Consider the following 17,427-nt stretch of genomic DNA (forward strand, 5'->3'; position numbering starts at 1 on the left):
CTTACTTGTCCCGTGCAAAGGAGCCCCGCGTTTTGTCTCGATTGAGCACCGTATTGCTGTTGGTCCTGCTGACGCTGACCGGCACCAGCGCCTACGGGACCGCTGCTGTCCCTGGCGCCTCAAACCCCAGTGAGGCCCCGGCCGAACCTGAGCCACTGGTGCAGGGCGGTTTGCTGGGCGCGATCAGTTCGAGCATCGATGACGTCCAGGACAAGCTCGACCTCAACCAGAGCCTGGTGGACGCCTGGCGCCTGCGGGCGGACCGGGCGGTGGACGAAGTCGATCGCCTGGTGGACCAGACGTCCCGTTCCTCGTGGCGCGTGGCGGGGGATTTCCTGCTGCTCTCGGGCGTATGGCTGGGGACATTTGCGCTGATATGGACCGCCGCGCGATTGCTGGTGCGCCGCTTGCGCCGGCGCCGCTGGCTACGCACCCGCCAGCGGGTGCTGGACGTGCTCGGCTATGTGCTGCCCTACACCTTGCCTGCCGTGGCCTGCCTGCCGCTCACCCTCTACGTCAGCCACTTCTTGCAAGTCTCGGTCGGTCGCGCCCTGGCGCTGTGTTTCGCCTACGCCACCAGCAGCGGTATTTTTTCCACGTCGGTGCTGCTCTGCGTGATCGTGATGTTCAACGCCGGGCACAAACGGCGGGCGGTGGCGATGCTGCGTCGTTTCACCCCGCGGCCGTTGTTCCTGATCGGCTTCCTGGCCGCCCTCAGCGATGCACTGACCAGCCCGCAGATCGCCCGGCAACTGGGCGGCAATATCACCAGCAGCGTCGCGGTGTTCACCGGGCTGTCGGCGTCGATGATCTTTGGCTGGCTGGTGATCCATATGCGCCGGCCGGTGGCCCACCTGATCCGCAACCGACCGTTGGCCCAGCGCTTGAAACAGCCGGCGTTGCAGGAGTCCCTGCGGATTTTTTCCGGCCTCTGGTACTGGCCGATCCTGTTGATGGTGCTGGTGTCGGCGGTGAGCCTGATCGGCGTCGGCGAAGACAACCAGAAAGCCCTGCGTTGCGCCCTGTTCACCACCATTCTGTTGATCGCGATGGTGTTCCTCAGCACCGTGTTCCAGCATGTCTTCAAGTCGCCCAAGGCCGAAGCCATCCAGCGTAACAGCGCCTACAAAGGACGATTGTTGAGTCTGTTGCACGCGTTGTTGCGGATCGTCATGGCGGTGGCATTCATTGAAATCCTCGGTCGGATCTGGGGGATCTCCCTGTTCGAATTCGCTTCGCGCAACGCCGTGGGCCGGGCGATCAGTGATTCCTTGAGCCGCATCGGCCTGATCTTCCTGATGACCTGGCTGACCTGGGTGGTGCTCGACACGGCGATCCAGGAAGCCCTCAAGCCGCCGCTCAACAAGCGCGGCGCCCGCCAACCCAGCACGCGGATCAAGACCATCCTGCCGCTGCTGCGCAACGCCGCCAAGATCATCCTGGTGGTGATCTGCGCGATCACCACCATGGCCAACCTGGGCATCAACGTCGCACCGTTGCTGGCCGGCGCCGGGGTGGTGGGGTTGGCGATCGGTTTCGGCTCGCAGCAACTGGTACAGGACGTGATCACCGGGCTGTTCATCATCATCGAAGACACGCTGTCCATCGGTGACTGGGTGGTGCTCAGCTCCGGCCACGCCGGCACCGTCGAAGGCCTGACCATCCGCACCCTGCGCCTGCGCGACGGCAAGGGGTTCGTGCATTCGGTGCCGTTCGGGCAGATCAAGGCCGTGACCAACCAGTCCCGACAATTCGCCTTTGCGTTTTTCTCGGTGCAGTTCACCTACGACACCGATGTGGACCGTGCCATCGAACTGATCCGCGAGGCCGGCGATTCGATTTCCGAAGACCCGTTCCTCAAGTTCAACCTGCAAGGGCCGCTGGATGTGTTCGGCGTGGACAAGATGGACCTCAACGGGCTGGTGCTCACTGCCCAGTTCCGGACTGTGTCAGGCGGGCAGTATGCGGTGAGCCGGGCGTTCAACCAGCGGCTCAAGAAGCTTGTGGATAACGAGCCGTCGGTGCATTTCGCGCAGACTTATCCACAGCAGGTGGTGATGCCGAAGCGGTTGGATGCGCCAGTGGAGCATTTAGAACCCTCGTCGCAGCCTCCATCGAAGCCGTCCGACCAGCCTGCGCAATAACCCGTGGCGAGGGAGCTTGCTCCCGCTCGGCTGCGCAGCAGTCGTCGCTTTTTCAGGCGATCAATGAGCTTGGGGCTGTTGCACAGCCCAGCGGGAGCAAGCTCCCTCGCCACGGGTCGTGTGTGTCTGGCTAACCGCGTTGAATCAACTGAGTGCGAATCTCAGCCATCCCTTGAACATCCAGCTCCACCCAGAACTGCGGCTTGCCGGCAATCAGCGCCGCCACCGGCAACCCATCGCGATACACCAGCCGATTACTCGCCAGCGCCGGCACTTTCGCTCCGGGCAGCAAGGTCCCGGCGAGGTTCAGCGGATCCACCCCGCACACCGCGATCAGGCTGCCATCGCTGGGGCGGCGCCGCGTTTCGCGCAGCAGGGGAATGGCTTCGGGCAAGGCAAATTGCTCGCCGGCCAACCCGCTGACAAACCGCCCGCCGCGAATCTCGCCGCGAGCCTCCAGGCGATGGAAGGTGCGCAGCAACTCGCGCCAGCTCGGCAGCCAATCGGCCTCGCGCTCCAGCAGGCGCCAGAACACCACGCCGTAACGGCGCAGCAAGGTCATGGCGATGTGTTCCAAGGTCTCGGGGGCAGTGGGAGCGGGGCGCTTACCCGGTTCCGCAACTGGCGAACTGCGGCGCAACAAGGCCCAGCGCCCGGCGTCGTCCATGCCGCCGACAAATGCTCCACGCCCGCGCCGGCTGCTGCGGGCCTGGCGCTTGCTGGCGGGAGTGATCAAGGCTCGCAGCCCGGCGAAGCTGTCGGCGTTCACCAGGCCGGCGCCCACCAGTTCCTGCAAGGCGCTTTCCAGTTCGCTGCGCAGCAGGTGCGCCTCGTGCAGCAGCTCATCGAAAAACAAAGCGCCATGCTCGCTGAGCGCCTGGTGGACTTTTTGCGTCCTGGGCGACAGCTCGTCGAGCGGCGTCTGCTCGGCCAGGCTGCTCCAGAGCCCGACCTGACGGCGCGGCAGCAAGACGATCGGCGTGCTGCGCAAAGCGCTGGCGGACAGCTTCTGGCGGGCGCTCAGGCGCGTCCAGACAAACTTGCCGCTGCGACACAGTTCGTCGAGCCAGCTCGCTGAATAATCCTTGATCCGCGCCGGCAGCAGGTCGCTGTCCCAGGCCGAGGCGGCCGCCGGATAACCTTCGAACTGGCTGACGATCGATGGCAATACGGCGCTGCCCCGGCCTTGGGTGGATGGCGACAGGTGCTGCCAGTCGAAGAGGAATCGCATGAAATCCTGGAGCGTCACCGGCTCGATTTCCCGGCGCAGGCGCTTGACGGTGTAGCGGTGGATCCGTGCCAGCAGGTGCCGCTCGCACCATTCCTCCTGCCCGGTGCCCGGCGTGAACCGACCGCGCAGCACATACCCTTGCTGCTCCAGTTGGGCCAGGGCCTGGGTCGCTTGCGCGGGCGACAACCCCAGCGGATAAGCGATCGCCGTCAGCGGCTGCGGGCCGAAGGCGCTGAGTCGCGCCCGCAGCACCTCGACCACGGCGGCGTCGCTGTCCCACTGCTCATCAAACCCCGGCAGTGGCGTCAGCGGCGGCTGCCATCGGGCCTGTGGATAAATTGCTTGCAGGCACGTCAGCCGTTCCAGCGGCACCCACAGGCCACGCTCCTCGCTGATCCGGACATGGCTGGCGCGACCGCGCTCGGCCAGGGTCCGCAAGCCCTCCAGCCACGACGGCGCGGCGTCGGCTTCGCTGTCGGCGATGCACGCCAGGCTCATCAGCGCTTCATGGATTTCATCGATATTGCTCGGCGTCGGCCAGGCCTCTTCCCGGACCGCCTGAATGGCTTCGGCATCCAGCGCGCCGAGGTCATCGGTGGATTGCGGATCGCTCCAGCGGCGATTGATCACCGCTTGGGTGCGGCGTTCTTCCAAAGGCGCGTCATCGAGAAAGGTGTAGGGTCGGGCGCTGAGAATTTCCGCCGCCAGGGGCGAGGGCGCCGGCAGGTCGCGGCTGACCAGGCGGATCTCGCCCGCTTCCATGCGCCGCAACAGGGCCAGCCAGCCTTCGCTGTCCATGGCTTCGTGCAGGCAATCGTCGAGAGTCTGTTCCACCAGCGGGTGGTCGGGAATCTCTCGCTCGCCGGCGAGGTTCTCCAGACAGGCGATCTGATCGGGAAAAACGCTGGCGATCAGGTCTTCGCTCTTCATGCGCTGGATCTGCGGCGCGACCTTGCGCCCACCGGTGTAACGCGGCAACGCCAGGGCCACGCCGGCGTTCCAGCGCCAGCGCACCCCGAACAACGGCGCATCCAGCACCGCCTGGATCAGGATCTGTTCGGCGCTGTGGCTGTTGAGGTAACGCCAGACCTCGTCCAGCTCGAAGCTGTGGCTGGTGGAGAGCGAGAGCACGATGGCGTCTTCGCTGGCGGCGGCCTGCAATTCGAAGTTGAAGGTGCGGCAGAAACGCTTGCGCAGGGCCAGGCCCCAGGCGCGGTTGATACGGCTGCCGAACGGCGTGTGGATGATCAGTTGCGTACCGCCGGATTCGTCGAAAAAGCGCTCCATCAGCAGCGTGTCCTGGGACGGCAGGGCGCCGAAGGCCAGGCGCGCCGGGGCGAGGTAATCGAGCAGTTGCTCGGCGCTGGCGAGGTTCAGTTGCAGGGGCCCGGTCAGCCAGTCGAGGGCCGGTTGCAGATTGCCCGGTGTGGCGCCGAGCAGTTCATCCAGGCGGGCTTGGAGGCGGGCCACGGCCTCGGACAGCTCGGCGCTGCGCCCCGGGGCTTCGCCGAGCCAGAACGGAATGGTCGGCGGCTGGCCCTGGGCGTCCTCGACCCGCACGCGGCCACTCTCGACGCGAATGATCCGGTACGAGGTATTGCCCAACTGGAACACGTCGCCGGCAATGCTCTCGACCGCGAAGTCTTCGTTGACGCTGCCGATGTTCAGGCCCTGGGGTTCGAGCAACACGCTGTAGTCGGCATTGTCCGGAATCGTGCCGCCGCTGGTCACGGCGGTGAGCTTGCTGCCTCGGCGCCCGCGCAGGGTACGAGTGACGGCGTCGCGGTGCAGGTAGGCGCTGCGCACACCCTGGCGGCCATTGACGCCTTCGGCGAGCATCTGCAACAGCGCCTGGTAATGGCCTTCGTCGAGTTCGGCGTAGGGCGAGGCACGGCGGAACATCTCCAGCAATGCCTGTTCCTGCCACTCCTGGCAACTGACCTCGGCGACGATCTGCTGCGCCAACACATCCAGCGGCGCCTCGGGGATGTGCAGGATGTCCAGCTCGCCACGGCGCACGCAGTCGAGCAGGGCGACGCATTCGATCAGGTCGTCGCGAGTGGTGGCGAACAGACGCCCCTTTGGCGTGCCGCCGACCTGGTGGCCGGAGCGTCCGACCCTTTGCAGGAACGCCGAGATCGAACGGGGCGAGGCGATCTGGCAGACCAGGTCGACATCGCCGATATCGATGCCCAGCTCCAGGGACGCGGTGGCGATCAATACCTGCAGTTCGCCGCGCTTGAGGCGTTGTTCGGCGTCGAGGCGAAACTCCTTGGCCAGGCTGCCGTGATGGGCCGCCACCGCCTCCTTGCCCAGGCGCTCGCTCAAATGCCGGCTCAGGCGTTCGGCCAGGCGCCGGGTATTGACGAACACCAGCGTGGTCCGGTGTTGCCGAGCCAGTTCGGCGAGCCGGTTGTAGACCAGTTCCCAGACATCGTTGGCCATCACCGTCGAGAGCGGCACGGGCGGCACTTCGATGTCCAGGTCCCGTGGGCGGGCATGGCCGATGTCGACGATTTCACAGGTGCGTCCCTGGCCGACGAGAAAGCGCGACACCGCTTCGATGGGTTTTTGCGTGGCGGACAGGCCGATGCGCACCAGCGGTTCGGCGCACAGCGCTTGCAGTCGCTCCAGGCTCAAGGCCAGGTGGCTGCCGCGTTTGCTCGCGGCGATGGCATGGATTTCATCAATGATCACCGTGCGCGTGCTGGCGAGCATCTGCCGGCCGGAATCGGAACCGAGCAGCACGTAGAGCGATTCGGGCGTGGTCACCAGGATGTGCGGCGCGGTCTTGCGCATCGCCGTGCGGTCTTTTTGCGGGGTGTCGCCGGTGCGCACCGCCGTGGTGATGGGCAAGGGCGGCAAGCCCATTCGTTGCAACTGCTCGGTGATGCCGGCCAGGGGATTTTGCAGATTGATGCGGATATCGTTGCTCAACGCCTTGAGCGGCGAGACGTAGACCACCAGGGTCTGGTCCGGCAGACCGCCTTGCGCCAGGCCGCGATGCACCAGGTCATCAAGCACTGCGAGAAACGCCGTCAGGGTCTTGCCCGAGCCGGTGGGCGCTGCGACCAGCACCGAACGCCGTTGGCTGATCAACGGCCACGCCCGGGCCTGGGCGGCGGTGACCGCCGGGAATGTCTGGCTGAACCAGGCGCGAACGGCGGGGTGAAAGCCTGCCATGGCGTGGTCGGCTGGAAGGGGCAGATTCATAGGGGCAGTTTAGGCGGGTGGGGTGGGTAGGATGCAAGTACCGTCCGGGATCTCTATTGCCTGTTCAGGCCCCATCGCGAGCAAGCTCGCTCCCACAGGGGATCTCGACTGTGCATGCAATCATGTGGGAGCGAGCTTGCTCGCGATGGCGGCCTCAAGGCCTGCGCAAATCCGGCGATCTGCACATTACGGATGACGGTTGCGCACTAAACCCGCAAAATGCAACGATTCCGACCACGCCCACGGGCGTTGTCGACCAAAATTCTTGTGCCAACAGACTGGGCCTGCTGACTTTATGCGAATGCGCCTTATGTTACTGGGCGGCGGAAATGCCCTTGGGCAGGCGCTGATTCGCCTCGGTGCAGAAGAAGACATCGGTTTTCTTGCCCCCCGCCCACCCGAAGATGGCTGGGATGCCGCGAGCCTGACGCAGTTGCTCGACGACACCCGGCCGGACGCCTTGATCAACCTGGCGTACTACTTCGACTGGTTCCAGGCCGAGACCGTCAGCGAGCAGCGCCTGGCGAGCCAGGAGCGGGCGGTCGAGCGCCTGGCCGAACTGTGCCAGCATCACAACATCGTCCTGCTGCAACCATCGAGTTACCGTGTATTCGACGGTTCGCGCGCCACCGCCTACAGCGAAAAAGACGAGCCGGTGCCCCTGGGCTTGCGTGGCCAGGCACTGTGGCGCATTGAGCAAAGCGTGCGCGCCACCTGTCCGCAGCATGTGCTGCTGCGTTTTGGCTGGCTGCTGGACGACAGCGCCGATGGCATCCTCGGACGCTTCCTGGCCCGCGCCGAGCAGCCCGAAGAGCTGCTGCTGGCCGACGACCGCCGGGGTAATCCGACACCGGTTGACGATGCGGCGCGGGTGATCATTTCGGTGCTCAAGCAACTCGATTGCGCGGCGCCGCTGTGGGGTACGTACCATTACGCCGGCCACGAGGCGACGACGCCGCTGGCGCTGGGCCAGGCAATTCTTACCGAAGCCCGCGCCCTGCACCCGCTGGCCATCGAGTCGCCCACGCCCCAGGCCCACGCCGCGCGGCCGGACGCCGCCGAAGAACCGCAGCACGCGGTGCTGGCCTGCAAGAAAATTCTGCACACTTTCGGGATCAAGCCACGCGCCTGGCGCGCCGCACTCCCGGGCTTACTGGATAGGTTTTATCGCCATGGCTAAAGGCCCTGTTTTAATCACCGGCGGCGCCGGTTTCATCGGTTCGCACTTGACCGACGCGTTGCTCGCCAACGGCCATTCGGTGCGCATTCTCGATGACTTGTCCACCGGCAAGCGCAGCAACCTGCCGCTGGACAACCCGGCAGTCGAATTGATCGAGGGCGACGTCGCCGATGCGGCGCTGGTCGCCCGGGCCATGGCCGGGTGCAGCGCGGTGGCACACCTGGCGGCGGTGGCCTCGGTGCAAGCCTCGGTGGACGACCCGGTGCGCACCCACCAGAGTAATTTCATCGGCACCCTGAATGTCTGCGAGGCCATGCGCCAGGCGGGCGTGAAACGGATGCTGTTCGCCTCCAGCGCCGCAGTCTATGGCAACAATGGCGAAGGCCAGTCCATCGACGAAGACACCTCCAAGGCGCCGCTTACGCCCTACGCTTCGGACAAACTGGCGAGCGAGTTCTACCTCGACTTCTACCGGCGCCAGCATGATCTCGAACCGGTGGTGTTCCGCTTCTTCAACATCTACGGTCCACGCCAGGATCCGTCCTCGCCGTACTCGGGGGTCATCAGCATTTTCAGCGAGCGGGCACAGAAAGGCTTGCCGATCAGCGTATTCGGCGACGGCGAGCAGACCCGGGATTTCGTCTACGTGGAAGACCTGGTACAGGTGCTGGTGCAGGCCGTCGAGAAACCCGAGGTGCAAGTGGGCCCGGTGAATGTCGGCTGGAACCAGGCCACCACGCTCAAGCAGATGCTCCAGGCCCTGGCCGACGTGGTCGGGGATTTGCCCGCGATCAGCTACGGCCCGGCGCGCTCCGGCGACATCCGCCATTCGCGGGCTGATAACCGGCGGTTGCTGGAACGTTTCGACTTGCCGGCGCAAACGCCGATGAGCGTGGGCCTGGCGCGGTTGCTTGGGCGCTGAGTTTTCACCGTTACAAGAAAGGCGCCCTTAGGGGCGCCTTTTTCATAGTGAATCCGTGGCGAGGGAGCTTGCTCCCGCTCGAGCGCGCAGCGGTCGCAAAATCTCTGGGTCTGCTTCGCAGCCCAGCGGGAGCAAGCTCCCTCGCCACATGGAGATCGCGTCGCCGGACGGCTCAGAACTTGTAGCCCAACCCCACCATGTAGACGAACGGATCCACGTCCACGTCAACCTTGGCCCGCGTTCCGCCGGCCACCGCGTTGTTGTCGACATAGGCGGTGGTGTCGATGTCGATGTAGCGGACCTGGCCGTTGATCATGATGTTGTCCGTCAGCATGTAGTCGGCGCCGACTTGCCACGCCATGCCCCAGCTGTTGCTCGCCCGGAAGTTGCTGAAACCGTTGGCGCTGGCGTCGCTGCCGACGTGTTCGTCATAGATCCAGGTGTAGTTGATGCCGGCGCCGACGTAAGGCTGGAAGGCGGACTTGGCGTCGAGCGGGTAGTAGACCAGGCTCAGGGTCGGCGGCAGGTGCTTAAGTGTGCCGAGCTTGCCATTGGCCGCGCCCAGGGCGGTGCCTTTGATTTTCACGTCGTGCTCGAATGGCGAGGCCGCCAGCAGCTCGATTCCCCAATTGTCGGTGAGCATGTAGGCGAAGTTCAGGCCCAACTGAGTGTCGCTGCTCATGGTCGCCTTGCCGCCCAGGTCGGTACCGGCCAGCGGGCCACGGTCGACCTTGACGCTGGAACTGTCGGCATCCGGATTGACAGTGATGGCGCCGGCGCGAACGATGATATCGCCGGCGGTATGGGCCTGGGCGAGTGGTGCCGCGAGCGCGAGGGCGACGAGGGGAAGCGCTGAGCAGAGACTTTTGCATGGGGGCTCCGGAGAACATTCAAAAAGGATGTCCCATGTTACGAAGCCGTCTGGAGCGGTCTTTTGACTCAGCTCAATGAAAGTGTGATGAGGAAGCCTGGAGGCCCCCATCGCGAGCAAGCTCGCTCCCACAGTGGTTCTGCGGCGGGCACAGGATTTGTGTTCACAGCCGATCCACTGTGGGAGCGAGCTTGCTCGCGATAGCTATCTCACGGGCAATAAATAACTACCAGACTCACTCCGGCAGCTCATACACATAAATCTTCTGCGCCTCCATCTGATACCCGGCATCGGCCAGTTCACTGGTGGATGGCTTGACCTGCATCGGCCCTTCCACCCAGTACGGTTGATAAAGCTCGTCGAGCTTGACCCCGACTTCGCTTTTCACATGCACGATCTGGTTCGACGGCGGAGGCGGCACGTGGATGCAGGCGCCGAAATACGGCACCAGCAGGAAGTCGGTCGTGCGGCCTTCCTCGCTGACTTCCAGCGGCACGATATAACCCGGCAAGCGAATCTGCTGGCCGTCCAGGGCCTTGACCACCGGGGCGTTGGGTATGTCCTGCCGGGCCGCCGGCGCGGACTCGGCGGCCAGGGCGTCGCTCATTTTCGACAGGTCATGCAAGGGCGTCATGTTCGGCACTTCCGGCGGTGCGTCCGGCGGGATCATTTCCGACCAGGCCAGGTCCCTCGGCTCGGCCGCCCACAACGGCAGGCTGACCAGCATCAACAGCGCAAGCAGGGCGCGGGGCATTTTCAACGTCCTCATAAACGGATCGACAGGCCATCGGCCAGCGATTGGCGATAGGCGCGCCAGGCCGGCACGCTGCCCATCAGCAGGGCGGCGACCAGAATGCCAGTCAGCAGCGTCCATTCATACTCGCTCGGCCAGCCCAGCGGCAGATACAGGCCGTAGGCCGACTGCACGTAACCCTGGGCGACGGCGATGCCGATGTACAGCAAGGCCAGCCCGGCGGTGACTCCGGCCAGCGCCAGCGCAAAGGCTTCAAGCACCAGCAGCGTCGCGATGTGCCACGGCCGCGCGCCCACCGAGCGCAGGATCGCCATTTCCCGGCGGCGCTCGTTGAGACTGGTGAGGATCGCCGTGAGCATGCCGATCAAGCCGGTCAGCACCACGAACAGTGAAATCACGAACAAGGCTTTTTCCGCCGTGCCCATCAGGCTCCACAACTCTTGCAGCGCGACGCCGGGCAGGATCGCCAGCAGCGGCTCGCCACGGAATTCGTTGATTTCGCGTTGCAGCGCAAAGGTGGAAATCTTGCTGTTGAGGCCAAGCATGAACGCGGTGATCGCCTTGGGCGTAAGGTCCATGTTGCGGGCCTGGTCGGCGCTGATACGGCCGTTGCCCTGGGCGGGCACGCCATTTTTCCAGTCGACATGGATCGCCTCCATGCCGCCGAGGCTGATGTGCAGCGTACGGTCCACCGGCGTGCCGGTGCGCTTGAGAATCCCGACCACGGTGAACGGTTTGTCGTCATGCTTGACCAGGCTGATGGCCGCCACGCCGTGGGCCAACACCAGCTTTTCCCCGAGTTTGTAACGCAGCGCCTCGGCCACTTCCGCGCCGAGCACCACTTCGAACGGATCGCTGGCGAATGCCCGGCCGTCCGCCAGTTCCAGATGTTGCCGGCGACCGTACTGGTAATGCTCGAAGTAGGCCTCGGTGGTGCCCATCACCCGATAACCGCGATGGGAATCGCCAAGGGACATGGGGATCGCCCATTTCACTTTCGGGTTGTTGGCGAACTGCTCGAAGCTGTCCCAGCGAATGTTATTGGTGGCGTTGCCGATGCGAAACACCGAGTACAACAGCAGGTTCACCGAACCGGAGCGAGCGCCGACAATCAGGTCGGTGCCGCTGATGGTGCTGGCGAAACTGGCCCGCGCCTCGGTACGCACGCGCTCCACGGCCAGCAGCAGGCAAACGGAAAGGGCAATGGCAAAAGCGGTGAGGATCGCCGTGAAGCGGCGGTTCGCCAGGCTGGCCATGGCTAGACGGAACAAATACATCTCAGACCTCGAGTGGCGTGGCGGCGCGATTGAGATCGGCCAGCGAGAGGTGGCGATCGAACAGCGGCGCCAGGCTCTGGTCGTGGCTGACAAACAGCAGGCTCGAACCGGCTTCGCGGCATTCGGCGAAGAGCAGCCGCAGGAAGTTTTCCCGGGCGTCGTAATCCAGCGCCGAGGTCGGCTCGTCGGCGATCACCAGTTCCGGTTGGCCGATCAGCGCGCGGGCGGCGGCGACCCGTTGTTGCTGGCCGATGGACAATGAGTCGGCGCGTCGCTCCAGCAGGCTCGAATCGCTCAGCCCGAGGTGGGCCAGCAGCGTGGCGGCGGCTTGATCGACGCTGCCATGGCGTTGCTTCGCCCGTTGTGCGCGCAATGTCGAGAAATGGCAGGGCAGCTCGACGTTTTCGCGCACCGAGAGAAATGGCAGCAGGTTGAACTGCTGGAAAATGTAGCCGGTATGGTCCACGCGAAAGCGGTCGCGGCGGCCGGCGCCCAGTTCGCTGAGCTCCTGGCCGAGCAGGCGGATGCTGCCGCGATCGGGTGTCTGCACACCGCCCAGCAGCCCCAGCAACGTGGTCTTGCCGCTGCCGCTGGGGCCCTTGAGAAACAGGGTTTCACCGGCCTCCAGGCGAAACGCCGGGATATCCAGCAAGAGCGGATGCCCGGGCCAACTGAAGCCCAGGTCGGACAGTTCGATGAGTGCTTGGGTCATGTCGCCGATTTCAAGGGTTATGGAGGCACCTGTGGGAGCGAGCTTGCTCGCGATAGCGATATGTCAGGCAACATCTTTGTTGGATGTGCTGGCCTCATCGCGAGCAAGCTCGCTCCCACAATAGGTTTTCGGTGTGCTTAGAATTTCAGTGCCGGCGCCTTTGCCGTCACTTCAACACCTTGCTGACCGCTCGGGCTGATCAGTTGTACCTGAATTTTCTGGGTGGCCGGGAAGGTTTTGAACAGGGTCGCCAGGTCCAGGTTCTTCAAGGTGCCCGGAACCGCGCAGGTGAACTGGTAGTGGGCATGGATCTCGCTGTGCTCGTCGTGATGCTCGTCGCCGTCTTCGTCGTGGTCTTCATGGTCCGGCTCATCGCCGAACAGTGGGCTCTCCAGCTCCTGCTGGGCCACGGTGCACTTGGCCGCCGCCGGCAGGTTGAACAGCGCCAGGGGTTTTTCCAGCTGCGCCCGCACGGCGGCGACCTTGGCCTTGTCGGCATCGCTGGTGGCGGCGTGTTCGAAGCCGACCAGGTTCATTGCCGGGCTCTCCAGCTCCAGTTCCAGGGTCTGGCCGTCCAGCGCGGCGTTCAGCCGAGCGACGCCGTGTTCATGGGCACCGAGGCTGCCGTGCTCATGGTCATGCTCGTGATCATGCTCGACGGCGGCGTGAGCGACAGCCAACGGCAGCAGGGCGAACGGCAAAGCGAGAAGCAGACGGCGCATGACGAGTCTCCGGAAAGGTTATGTAATCTTATAACGAAAGTGCGCAGAGTTTGACCGTCTGCTTGGCGTCGCGCAAGGCCCATGGGAGCATGCGTAGATGAAATCTTCAGGAGCACGGTGATGTTGCGGATACGCGGAACCGTCGGCGAGTGGCCGGTGGACTTGACGATCGAGATGGATGAAGGCGACTGGGCGCAGCTCGGCGCGCAGTTGCAGGTGGCCAGGTCCGAGGTTGCGACGACGCCGTCGGCCAGGCCGGCGAGTCAGGACGATGCCCAATGGCAGATCGCTAAGGAACTGCTGCGCAAGGCCGGGCAATTGACCGGCCCGGACTTGCTGGAGCAGTTGGAAGGCCTGACCGGCAGCGCTTCGTCCGGCAAGCGTCTGTTGGTGCGTCTGCGCCACAGCGCCGAGGTCAAGGTGCTGAGCGGCGGGGATACGCCGCTCTACAGCTGGGTCGGTCAGTAAAGCGCGGCGAACAGCTTGCGGCGATAGGTCGTCACCAGGGGGTGATCATTGCCCAGCAGCTCGAACACTTGGAGCAAGGTCTTGTGCGGCAGGCCTTCGCTGTAGCTGCGATTGCGGATGAACAGCTTGAGCAGCGCATCGAGGGCGGGTTCGTACTGCTGGCGCGCCAGTTGCTGGATCGCCAGTTGATACACCGCTTCATCATCCTGCGGGTCTTTCGCCAGGCGCGCCTTCAGGTCGGCGGCGTCCGGCAGGTCCTTGGCCAGGCCGAGGAACTGGATCTGCGCCTTGGCACCGGCCAGGGCGGCCTTGTGTTCGTCGCTTTTCACAGCATCCAGAACTGTCTGCGCTTCATCCAGCTCGCCGCGCTCGGTCAGGCAGCGGGCGTAGAGGATCAGCGCCTTGGCGTTGCCGTTGTCTTCCACCAGCAGTGACTTGAGCAGGGCTTCGGCGTCGGCGAAACGACCGTCGTCGAACAGCGCCTGGGCTTGTTCCAGCGGATCGGCGGCGGCTGGCGGCGGCATCTGCACATGGGGTTCGAGCATCGCCCGCACCGCCGATTCCGGCTGGGCACCGGCAAAGCCGTCGACCGGCTGGCCGTCCTTGAATAACACCACGGTGGGCAGGCTGCGAATGCCGAAGCGGGCGACGATGTCCTGCTCGATGTCGCAGTTGACCTTGGCCAGCAGCAGTTCACCCTGATAGCTCTCGGCGATGCCTTGCAGCATCGGCATCAGCGCCTTGCACGGCGCACACCACTCGGCCCAGAAATCCACCAGCACCGGTTTGTGGAAGGAGTTGGCGATGACCGACTGGTCGAAATCGGCAGCGGTGGCGTCGAAGATGTAGGGCGTGTCCTGGGTCATGGGAAGTCTCGTAGAACGCTTGAATGGGGCAACTATACGGCTTGGTGGGGGATGGCTGAAAGCCGGGACTTGCGGCGCTGATGCACCGCTTTCGCGAGCAGGCTCTCCCACAGTGTTTTGTGGTGCCGGCAACTTCTGTTAACTGAACAAAATCCCTTGTGGGAGCGAGCCTGCTCGCGAAGCTTTCAGTCGCGCCGCGCGTGGTACAGGCTCACATGCCGAAACTCCTCCGGCTCGGCAAGATCCGGCAGAGTCATGGCTTCGAGCATTTCAATGCGGCGATACAGCGGATGCTGGAAATCACGCACCCTGGAGTCGGCCACCAGCGCCTCGCGGCCACGGCTGAGGAACTGGTCGAGCAAGGGCAGGTTGGCCCGGTCATAAAGCACATCGGCGACCAGGATCAGGTCGAAGCGATCGGCTTCGGCGAAAAAGTCCGCTGAATAATCCAGCTCTACGCCGTTGAGCAAGGCGTTGGCCCGTGACGCGGCAAGCGCCAACGGATCCAGGTCGCAGGCCACCACTTCACGCGCCCCGGCCTTGATCGCCGCGATACCCGCCACGCCGGAGCCGGCACCGAAATCCAGGACCCGCTTGCCCTCGACCCACTGCGGGTGCTCGGCCAGGTAGCGGGCCAGTGCCAGGCCGCTGGCCCAGCAGAAACTCCAGTAGGGCGGTTCGTGGAGGATGCGGCGGGTTTCCTCCGGGCTGAAGGCGCGGTCCATGTTCTCGCCGTCGATCAGCCACAAGGCCAAGTCGGTGCCGGGTAGCGCACAGGACACCAGGCGCGCATCGCCCAGCAGCTCGACCAAGGCATCCTGCAGGTGTTGCGGTGCCTTCATGGGGCTTTGACGAATTGCAGGACGCCCAGCGCCTGGGTGGTCGGTTGCGTGATGCGTTGTTCCGGCAAATGCAGGATCAGTTGGCCGGACTGGCTGGCGCGGCCGCGCAACTCGACACGGGCGCCGACCGGGAACGCTTCCGGGTTGAAGCGCAGGCGAAAGGGCAGCGCCTGGTTGGTGCCGATCAGGCTGGAGCTGGCGAGCAGTTGTTGCGGGCGATCCTTGTCGTCGATCACCAGCAGCGCCAGTTCGACCTCGGCGCCGGCCGGCACGCCTTGCAGGGTGCCGCTCAATTCGCGCTGATGGGCCGGTAGCGGGCCAAGCTCGGTGGCTTGCCGGGCCTTTTCCTGGGCCTGTTTCGGCGCTGGGGCCGGGGCGGGGGCAGCAGGCTTGGGGGCGTCGCTGCTGCACGCCATCAGCAGGCTGAAAAGACTGAGCAAAACGAGCGATCGTAGCGGCATGGGTGGCTCCAGCAAGGTGAATTCCGTGGGTCTTACAATAAGCCCGTCTGTATACCGTAAACCCTATGGCTTGTCTTGCCAGTGGGATGCGCTACCATGGCCCTCCCTTTTTTTGTTGCCTGCCACCATGCACTGTCCCTTCTGCGGTGCCAACGACACCAAAGTCATCGACTCGCGACTGGTCGCCGAGGGCGAACAGGTCCGCCGCCGCCGCGAATGCCTGGCCTGCGGCGAGCGTTTCACGACGTTCGAGACCGCTGAACTGGTGTTGCCGCGCCTGATCAAGACCGACGGCAGCCGCCAGCCGTTCGACGAAGAAAAACTGCGCGCCGGTATGCAGCGCGCCCTGGAAAAACGCCCGGTGAGCGTCGAGCGCCTGGAAGCGGCGCTGGTGCACATCAAGCACAAGCTGCGCGCGACCGGCGAGCGTGAGGTCAAGTCGCTCGTCGTCGGCGAACTGGTCATGGCCGAGCTGCAAAAACTCGACGAAGTGGCCTATATCCGCTTCGCCTCGGTGTACCGGCGTTTCCAGGACCTCAACGAGTTCCGCGAGGAAATCGACCGCCTGGCCCGCGAACCGGTGAAAGAATGACCGGCGCGGCGCAGCAGGCCGTCCTCGACGCCCACTACATGGCTCGCGCCCTGGAACTGGCGCGGCGTGGTCACTACAGCACCCACCCCAACCCCCGGGTCGGTTGTGTGATCGTGCGCGACGGGCTGGTGGTCGGCGAAGGCTGGCACATTCGCGCCGGGGAACCCCATGCCGAAGTCCATGCCCTGCGCGCCGCCGCTGACAAAGCCCGGGGCGCGACGGCCTACGTGACCCTCGAACCTTGCAGCCACCACGGGCGCACGCCGCCCTGCGCCGATGCGCTGGTCAATGCCGGCGTGGCGCGGGTGGTCGCGGCAATGCAGGACCCCAATCCGGAAGTCGCCGGGCGCGGCCTGCAACGTCTCGCCCAGGCCGGCATCGCCACACAAAGCGGCGTTCTCGAAGGCGAAGCGCGCAAGCTCAACGAAGGTTTTCTCAAGCGCATGGAGCACGGTCTGCCGTTCGTGCGGGTCAAGCTCGCCATGAGCCTGGATGGCCGCACCGCCATGGAAAGCGGCGAGAGCCAATGGATCACCGGCCCCGCCGCTCGCTCGGCGGTGCAACGCCTGCGCGCCCAGGCCAGCGTAGTGCTGACCGGCGCCGATACGGTGCTGGCGGACAACGCCCGGCTGACCGTGCGTGCCGATGAGCTTGGGCTGGACGCCGAGCAGACCGCGTTGGCCATGAGCCGTCCGCCGCTGCGGGTGCTGGTGGACGGTCGTCTGCGGGTGCCGCTGGATGCGCCGTTCTTCAGGGCCGGCCCGGCGCTTGTCGCTACCTGCATGGCGGTTGAGGAACAGTATGCCAACGGCCCTGAATGCATGATCGTTGCCGGGGAAGATGGCCAGGTGGATCTGCATCGCCTGCTGCTGGAGCTGGCGGCCCGTGGCGTCAATGAAGTGCTGGTGGAAGCCGGCCCGCGCCTGGCGGGTGCTTTCGCCCGGCAAGGGTTGGTCGACGAATTCCAGATTTTCATCGCCGGCAAGTTCCTCGGTTCCACGGCGCGGCCATTGCTCGACTGGCCTCTTGCGCAGATGAAAGACGCGCCGCAGCTTCAAATCACCGACATTCGCGCCGTGGGCGATGACTGGCGAGTCATCGCCGTCCCCGCTCCGCAGGCCAGCGTATAATTCCCGGCTTTCGCGCAAGCGACGGTCCGTTCTCGAGGAGGA

The 17,427-nt window shown here is 64.8% G+C and carries 14 protein-coding genes and 1 pseudogene; 6 read left to right on the forward strand and 9 right to left on the reverse strand.

All coding sequences use genetic code 11. The annotated features are described in order from the left end of the window. Nucleotides 1–32: 32 nt before the first annotated feature. A complete protein-coding gene (locus PSH78_RS03305) occupies nt 33–2,144 on the forward strand; it encodes a mechanosensitive ion channel family protein (RefSeq protein ID WP_305498463.1) in 2,112 nt (703 codons plus the stop codon). A gap of 130 nt (nt 2,145–2,274) precedes the next feature. Here the strand turns inward: PSH78_RS03305 and PSH78_RS03310 are convergent, their stop codons facing one another. Then, entirely contained in the window at nt 2,275–6,588 is a 4,314-nt protein-coding gene (locus PSH78_RS03310; RefSeq protein WP_305498464.1) for a DEAD/DEAH box helicase, read from the reverse strand. A 295-nt stretch (nt 6,589–6,883) separates the two neighbouring features. Here PSH78_RS03310 and PSH78_RS03315 point away from each other — a divergent pair, with 295 nt between their 5' ends. Together PSH78_RS03315 and PSH78_RS03320 are read left to right on the forward strand one after the other, a co-directional pair. Next, complete coding sequence (locus tag PSH78_RS03315; protein WP_039594474.1) at nt 6,884–7,768, forward strand: sugar nucleotide-binding protein; 885 nt, start codon at nt 6,884–6,886, stop codon at nt 7,766–7,768. Next, nucleotides 7,761–8,690, forward strand: a complete 930-nt coding sequence (locus tag PSH78_RS03320) for an NAD-dependent epimerase/dehydratase family protein (protein WP_305498465.1) — start codon at nt 7,761–7,763, stop codon at nt 8,688–8,690. Before PSH78_RS03315 ends, PSH78_RS03320 begins: the two co-directional genes overlap by 8 nt. 172 nt (nt 8,691–8,862) lie before the next feature. Here the strand turns inward: PSH78_RS03320 and PSH78_RS03325 are convergent. The 5 genes and pseudogenes from PSH78_RS03325 to PSH78_RS03345 all read right to left on the reverse strand — a co-directional run bounded on the left by PSH78_RS03325 (nt 8,863) and on the right by PSH78_RS03345 (nt 13,026). Continuing rightward, nucleotides 8,863–9,562 (reverse strand): annotated as a pseudogene (locus tag PSH78_RS03325) (OmpW family protein). A gap of 234 nt (nt 9,563–9,796) precedes the next feature. Further along, nucleotides 9,797–10,315, reverse strand: coding sequence for a DUF3299 domain-containing protein (locus tag PSH78_RS03330; RefSeq protein WP_305498466.1), 519 nt, complete (start codon nt 10,313–10,315; stop codon nt 9,797–9,799). 11 nt (nt 10,316–10,326) lie between these two features. Continuing rightward, nucleotides 10,327–11,592 (reverse strand): ABC transporter permease, encoded by a 1,266-nt coding sequence (locus PSH78_RS03335; protein ID WP_305498467.1) that lies wholly within the window; start codon nt 11,590–11,592, stop codon nt 10,327–10,329. A gap of 1 nt (nt 11,593) precedes the next feature. Then, nucleotides 11,594–12,304, reverse strand: a complete 711-nt coding sequence (locus PSH78_RS03340; RefSeq protein ID WP_305498468.1) for an ABC transporter ATP-binding protein — start codon at nt 12,302–12,304, stop codon at nt 11,594–11,596. Between the two features lie 137 nt (nt 12,305–12,441). Next, nucleotides 12,442–13,026, reverse strand: a complete 585-nt coding sequence (locus PSH78_RS03345) for a DUF2796 domain-containing protein (RefSeq protein WP_305498469.1) — start codon at nt 13,024–13,026, stop codon at nt 12,442–12,444. A 120-nt stretch (nt 13,027–13,146) separates the two neighbouring features. Here PSH78_RS03345 and PSH78_RS03350 point away from each other — a divergent pair, with 120 nt between their 5' ends. After that, complete coding sequence (locus PSH78_RS03350) at nt 13,147–13,494, forward strand: hypothetical protein (RefSeq protein WP_305498471.1); 348 nt, start codon at nt 13,147–13,149, stop codon at nt 13,492–13,494. Here the strand turns inward: PSH78_RS03350 and trxA are convergent. The 3 genes from trxA to PSH78_RS03365 form a co-directional block, all read right to left on the reverse strand. Next, nucleotides 13,488–14,360: a thioredoxin gene (gene trxA / locus PSH78_RS03355; RefSeq protein ID WP_305498473.1), complete on the reverse strand. Its 873-nt coding sequence runs from the start codon at nt 14,358–14,360 to the stop codon at nt 13,488–13,490. The two genes, PSH78_RS03350 and trxA, sit on opposite strands and share 7 nt — an antisense overlap. Before the next feature lie 185 nt (nt 14,361–14,545). Beyond that, a complete protein-coding gene (locus PSH78_RS03360; protein ID WP_305498475.1) occupies nt 14,546–15,202 on the reverse strand; it encodes a methyltransferase in 657 nt (218 codons plus the stop codon). Beyond that, nucleotides 15,199–15,663 carry a YbaY family lipoprotein gene (locus tag PSH78_RS03365; protein WP_305498477.1) on the reverse strand — a complete coding sequence of 155 codons (465 nt, stop codon included), beginning with the start codon at nt 15,661–15,663 and terminating at the stop codon, nt 15,199–15,201. The genes PSH78_RS03360 and PSH78_RS03365 overlap by 4 nt, the downstream gene beginning before the upstream one ends. Before the next feature lie 127 nt (nt 15,664–15,790). Here PSH78_RS03365 and nrdR point away from each other — a divergent pair, with 127 nt between their 5' ends. Both nrdR and ribD read left to right on the forward strand, forming a co-directional pair. Beyond that, nucleotides 15,791–16,255 carry a transcriptional regulator NrdR gene (gene nrdR, locus PSH78_RS03370; protein WP_013694316.1) on the forward strand — a complete coding sequence of 155 codons (465 nt, stop codon included), beginning with the start codon at nt 15,791–15,793 and terminating at the stop codon, nt 16,253–16,255. Further along, nucleotides 16,252–17,385 carry a bifunctional diaminohydroxyphosphoribosylaminopyrimidine deaminase/5-amino-6-(5-phosphoribosylamino)uracil reductase RibD gene (ribD, locus tag PSH78_RS03375; RefSeq protein ID WP_305498478.1) on the forward strand — a complete coding sequence of 378 codons (1,134 nt, stop codon included), beginning with the start codon at nt 16,252–16,254 and terminating at the stop codon, nt 17,383–17,385. The genes nrdR and ribD overlap by 4 nt, the downstream gene beginning before the upstream one ends. Nucleotides 17,386–17,427: the final 42 nt, after the last annotated feature.

Origin of the sequence: Pseudomonas sp. FP198 (genome assembly GCF_030687895.1) — a bacterium.
In the GTDB taxonomy this organism is placed as follows: domain Bacteria; phylum Pseudomonadota; class Gammaproteobacteria; order Pseudomonadales; family Pseudomonadaceae; genus Aquipseudomonas.

Excerpts from the sequence above, each read along its gene's own strand:
- trxA (WP_305498473.1), bottom strand. The coding sequence starts at position 14,360 with ATGACCCAGGACACGCCCTACATCTTCGACGCCACCGCTGCCGATTTC.
- PSH78_RS03320 (WP_305498465.1), top strand. The coding sequence starts at position 7,761 with ATGGCTAAAGGCCCTGTTTTAATCACCGGCGGCGCCGGTTTCATCGGT.
- PSH78_RS03310 (WP_305498464.1), bottom strand. The coding sequence starts at position 6,588 with ATGAATCTGCCCCTTCCAGCCGACCACGCCATGGCAGGCTTTCACCCC.
- PSH78_RS03360 (WP_305498475.1), bottom strand. The coding sequence starts at position 15,202 with ATGAAGGCACCGCAACACCTGCAGGATGCCTTGGTCGAGCTGCTGGGC.
- PSH78_RS03365 (WP_305498477.1), bottom strand. The coding sequence starts at position 15,663 with ATGCCGCTACGATCGCTCGTTTTGCTCAGTCTTTTCAGCCTGCTGATG.
- ribD (WP_305498478.1), top strand. The coding sequence starts at position 16,252 with ATGACCGGCGCGGCGCAGCAGGCCGTCCTCGACGCCCACTACATGGCT.
- PSH78_RS03340 (WP_305498468.1), bottom strand. The coding sequence starts at position 12,304 with ATGACCCAAGCACTCATCGAACTGTCCGACCTGGGCTTCAGTTGGCCC.
- PSH78_RS03335 (WP_305498467.1), bottom strand. The coding sequence starts at position 11,592 with ATGTATTTGTTCCGTCTAGCCATGGCCAGCCTGGCGAACCGCCGCTTC.
- PSH78_RS03345 (WP_305498469.1), bottom strand. The coding sequence starts at position 13,026 with ATGCGCCGTCTGCTTCTCGCTTTGCCGTTCGCCCTGCTGCCGTTGGCT.
- PSH78_RS03315 (WP_039594474.1), top strand. The coding sequence starts at position 6,884 with ATGCGAATGCGCCTTATGTTACTGGGCGGCGGAAATGCCCTTGGGCAG.
- PSH78_RS03350 (WP_305498471.1), top strand. The coding sequence starts at position 13,147 with ATGTTGCGGATACGCGGAACCGTCGGCGAGTGGCCGGTGGACTTGACG.
- PSH78_RS03330 (WP_305498466.1), bottom strand. The coding sequence starts at position 10,315 with ATGCCCCGCGCCCTGCTTGCGCTGTTGATGCTGGTCAGCCTGCCGTTG.
- nrdR (WP_013694316.1), top strand. The coding sequence starts at position 15,791 with ATGCACTGTCCCTTCTGCGGTGCCAACGACACCAAAGTCATCGACTCG.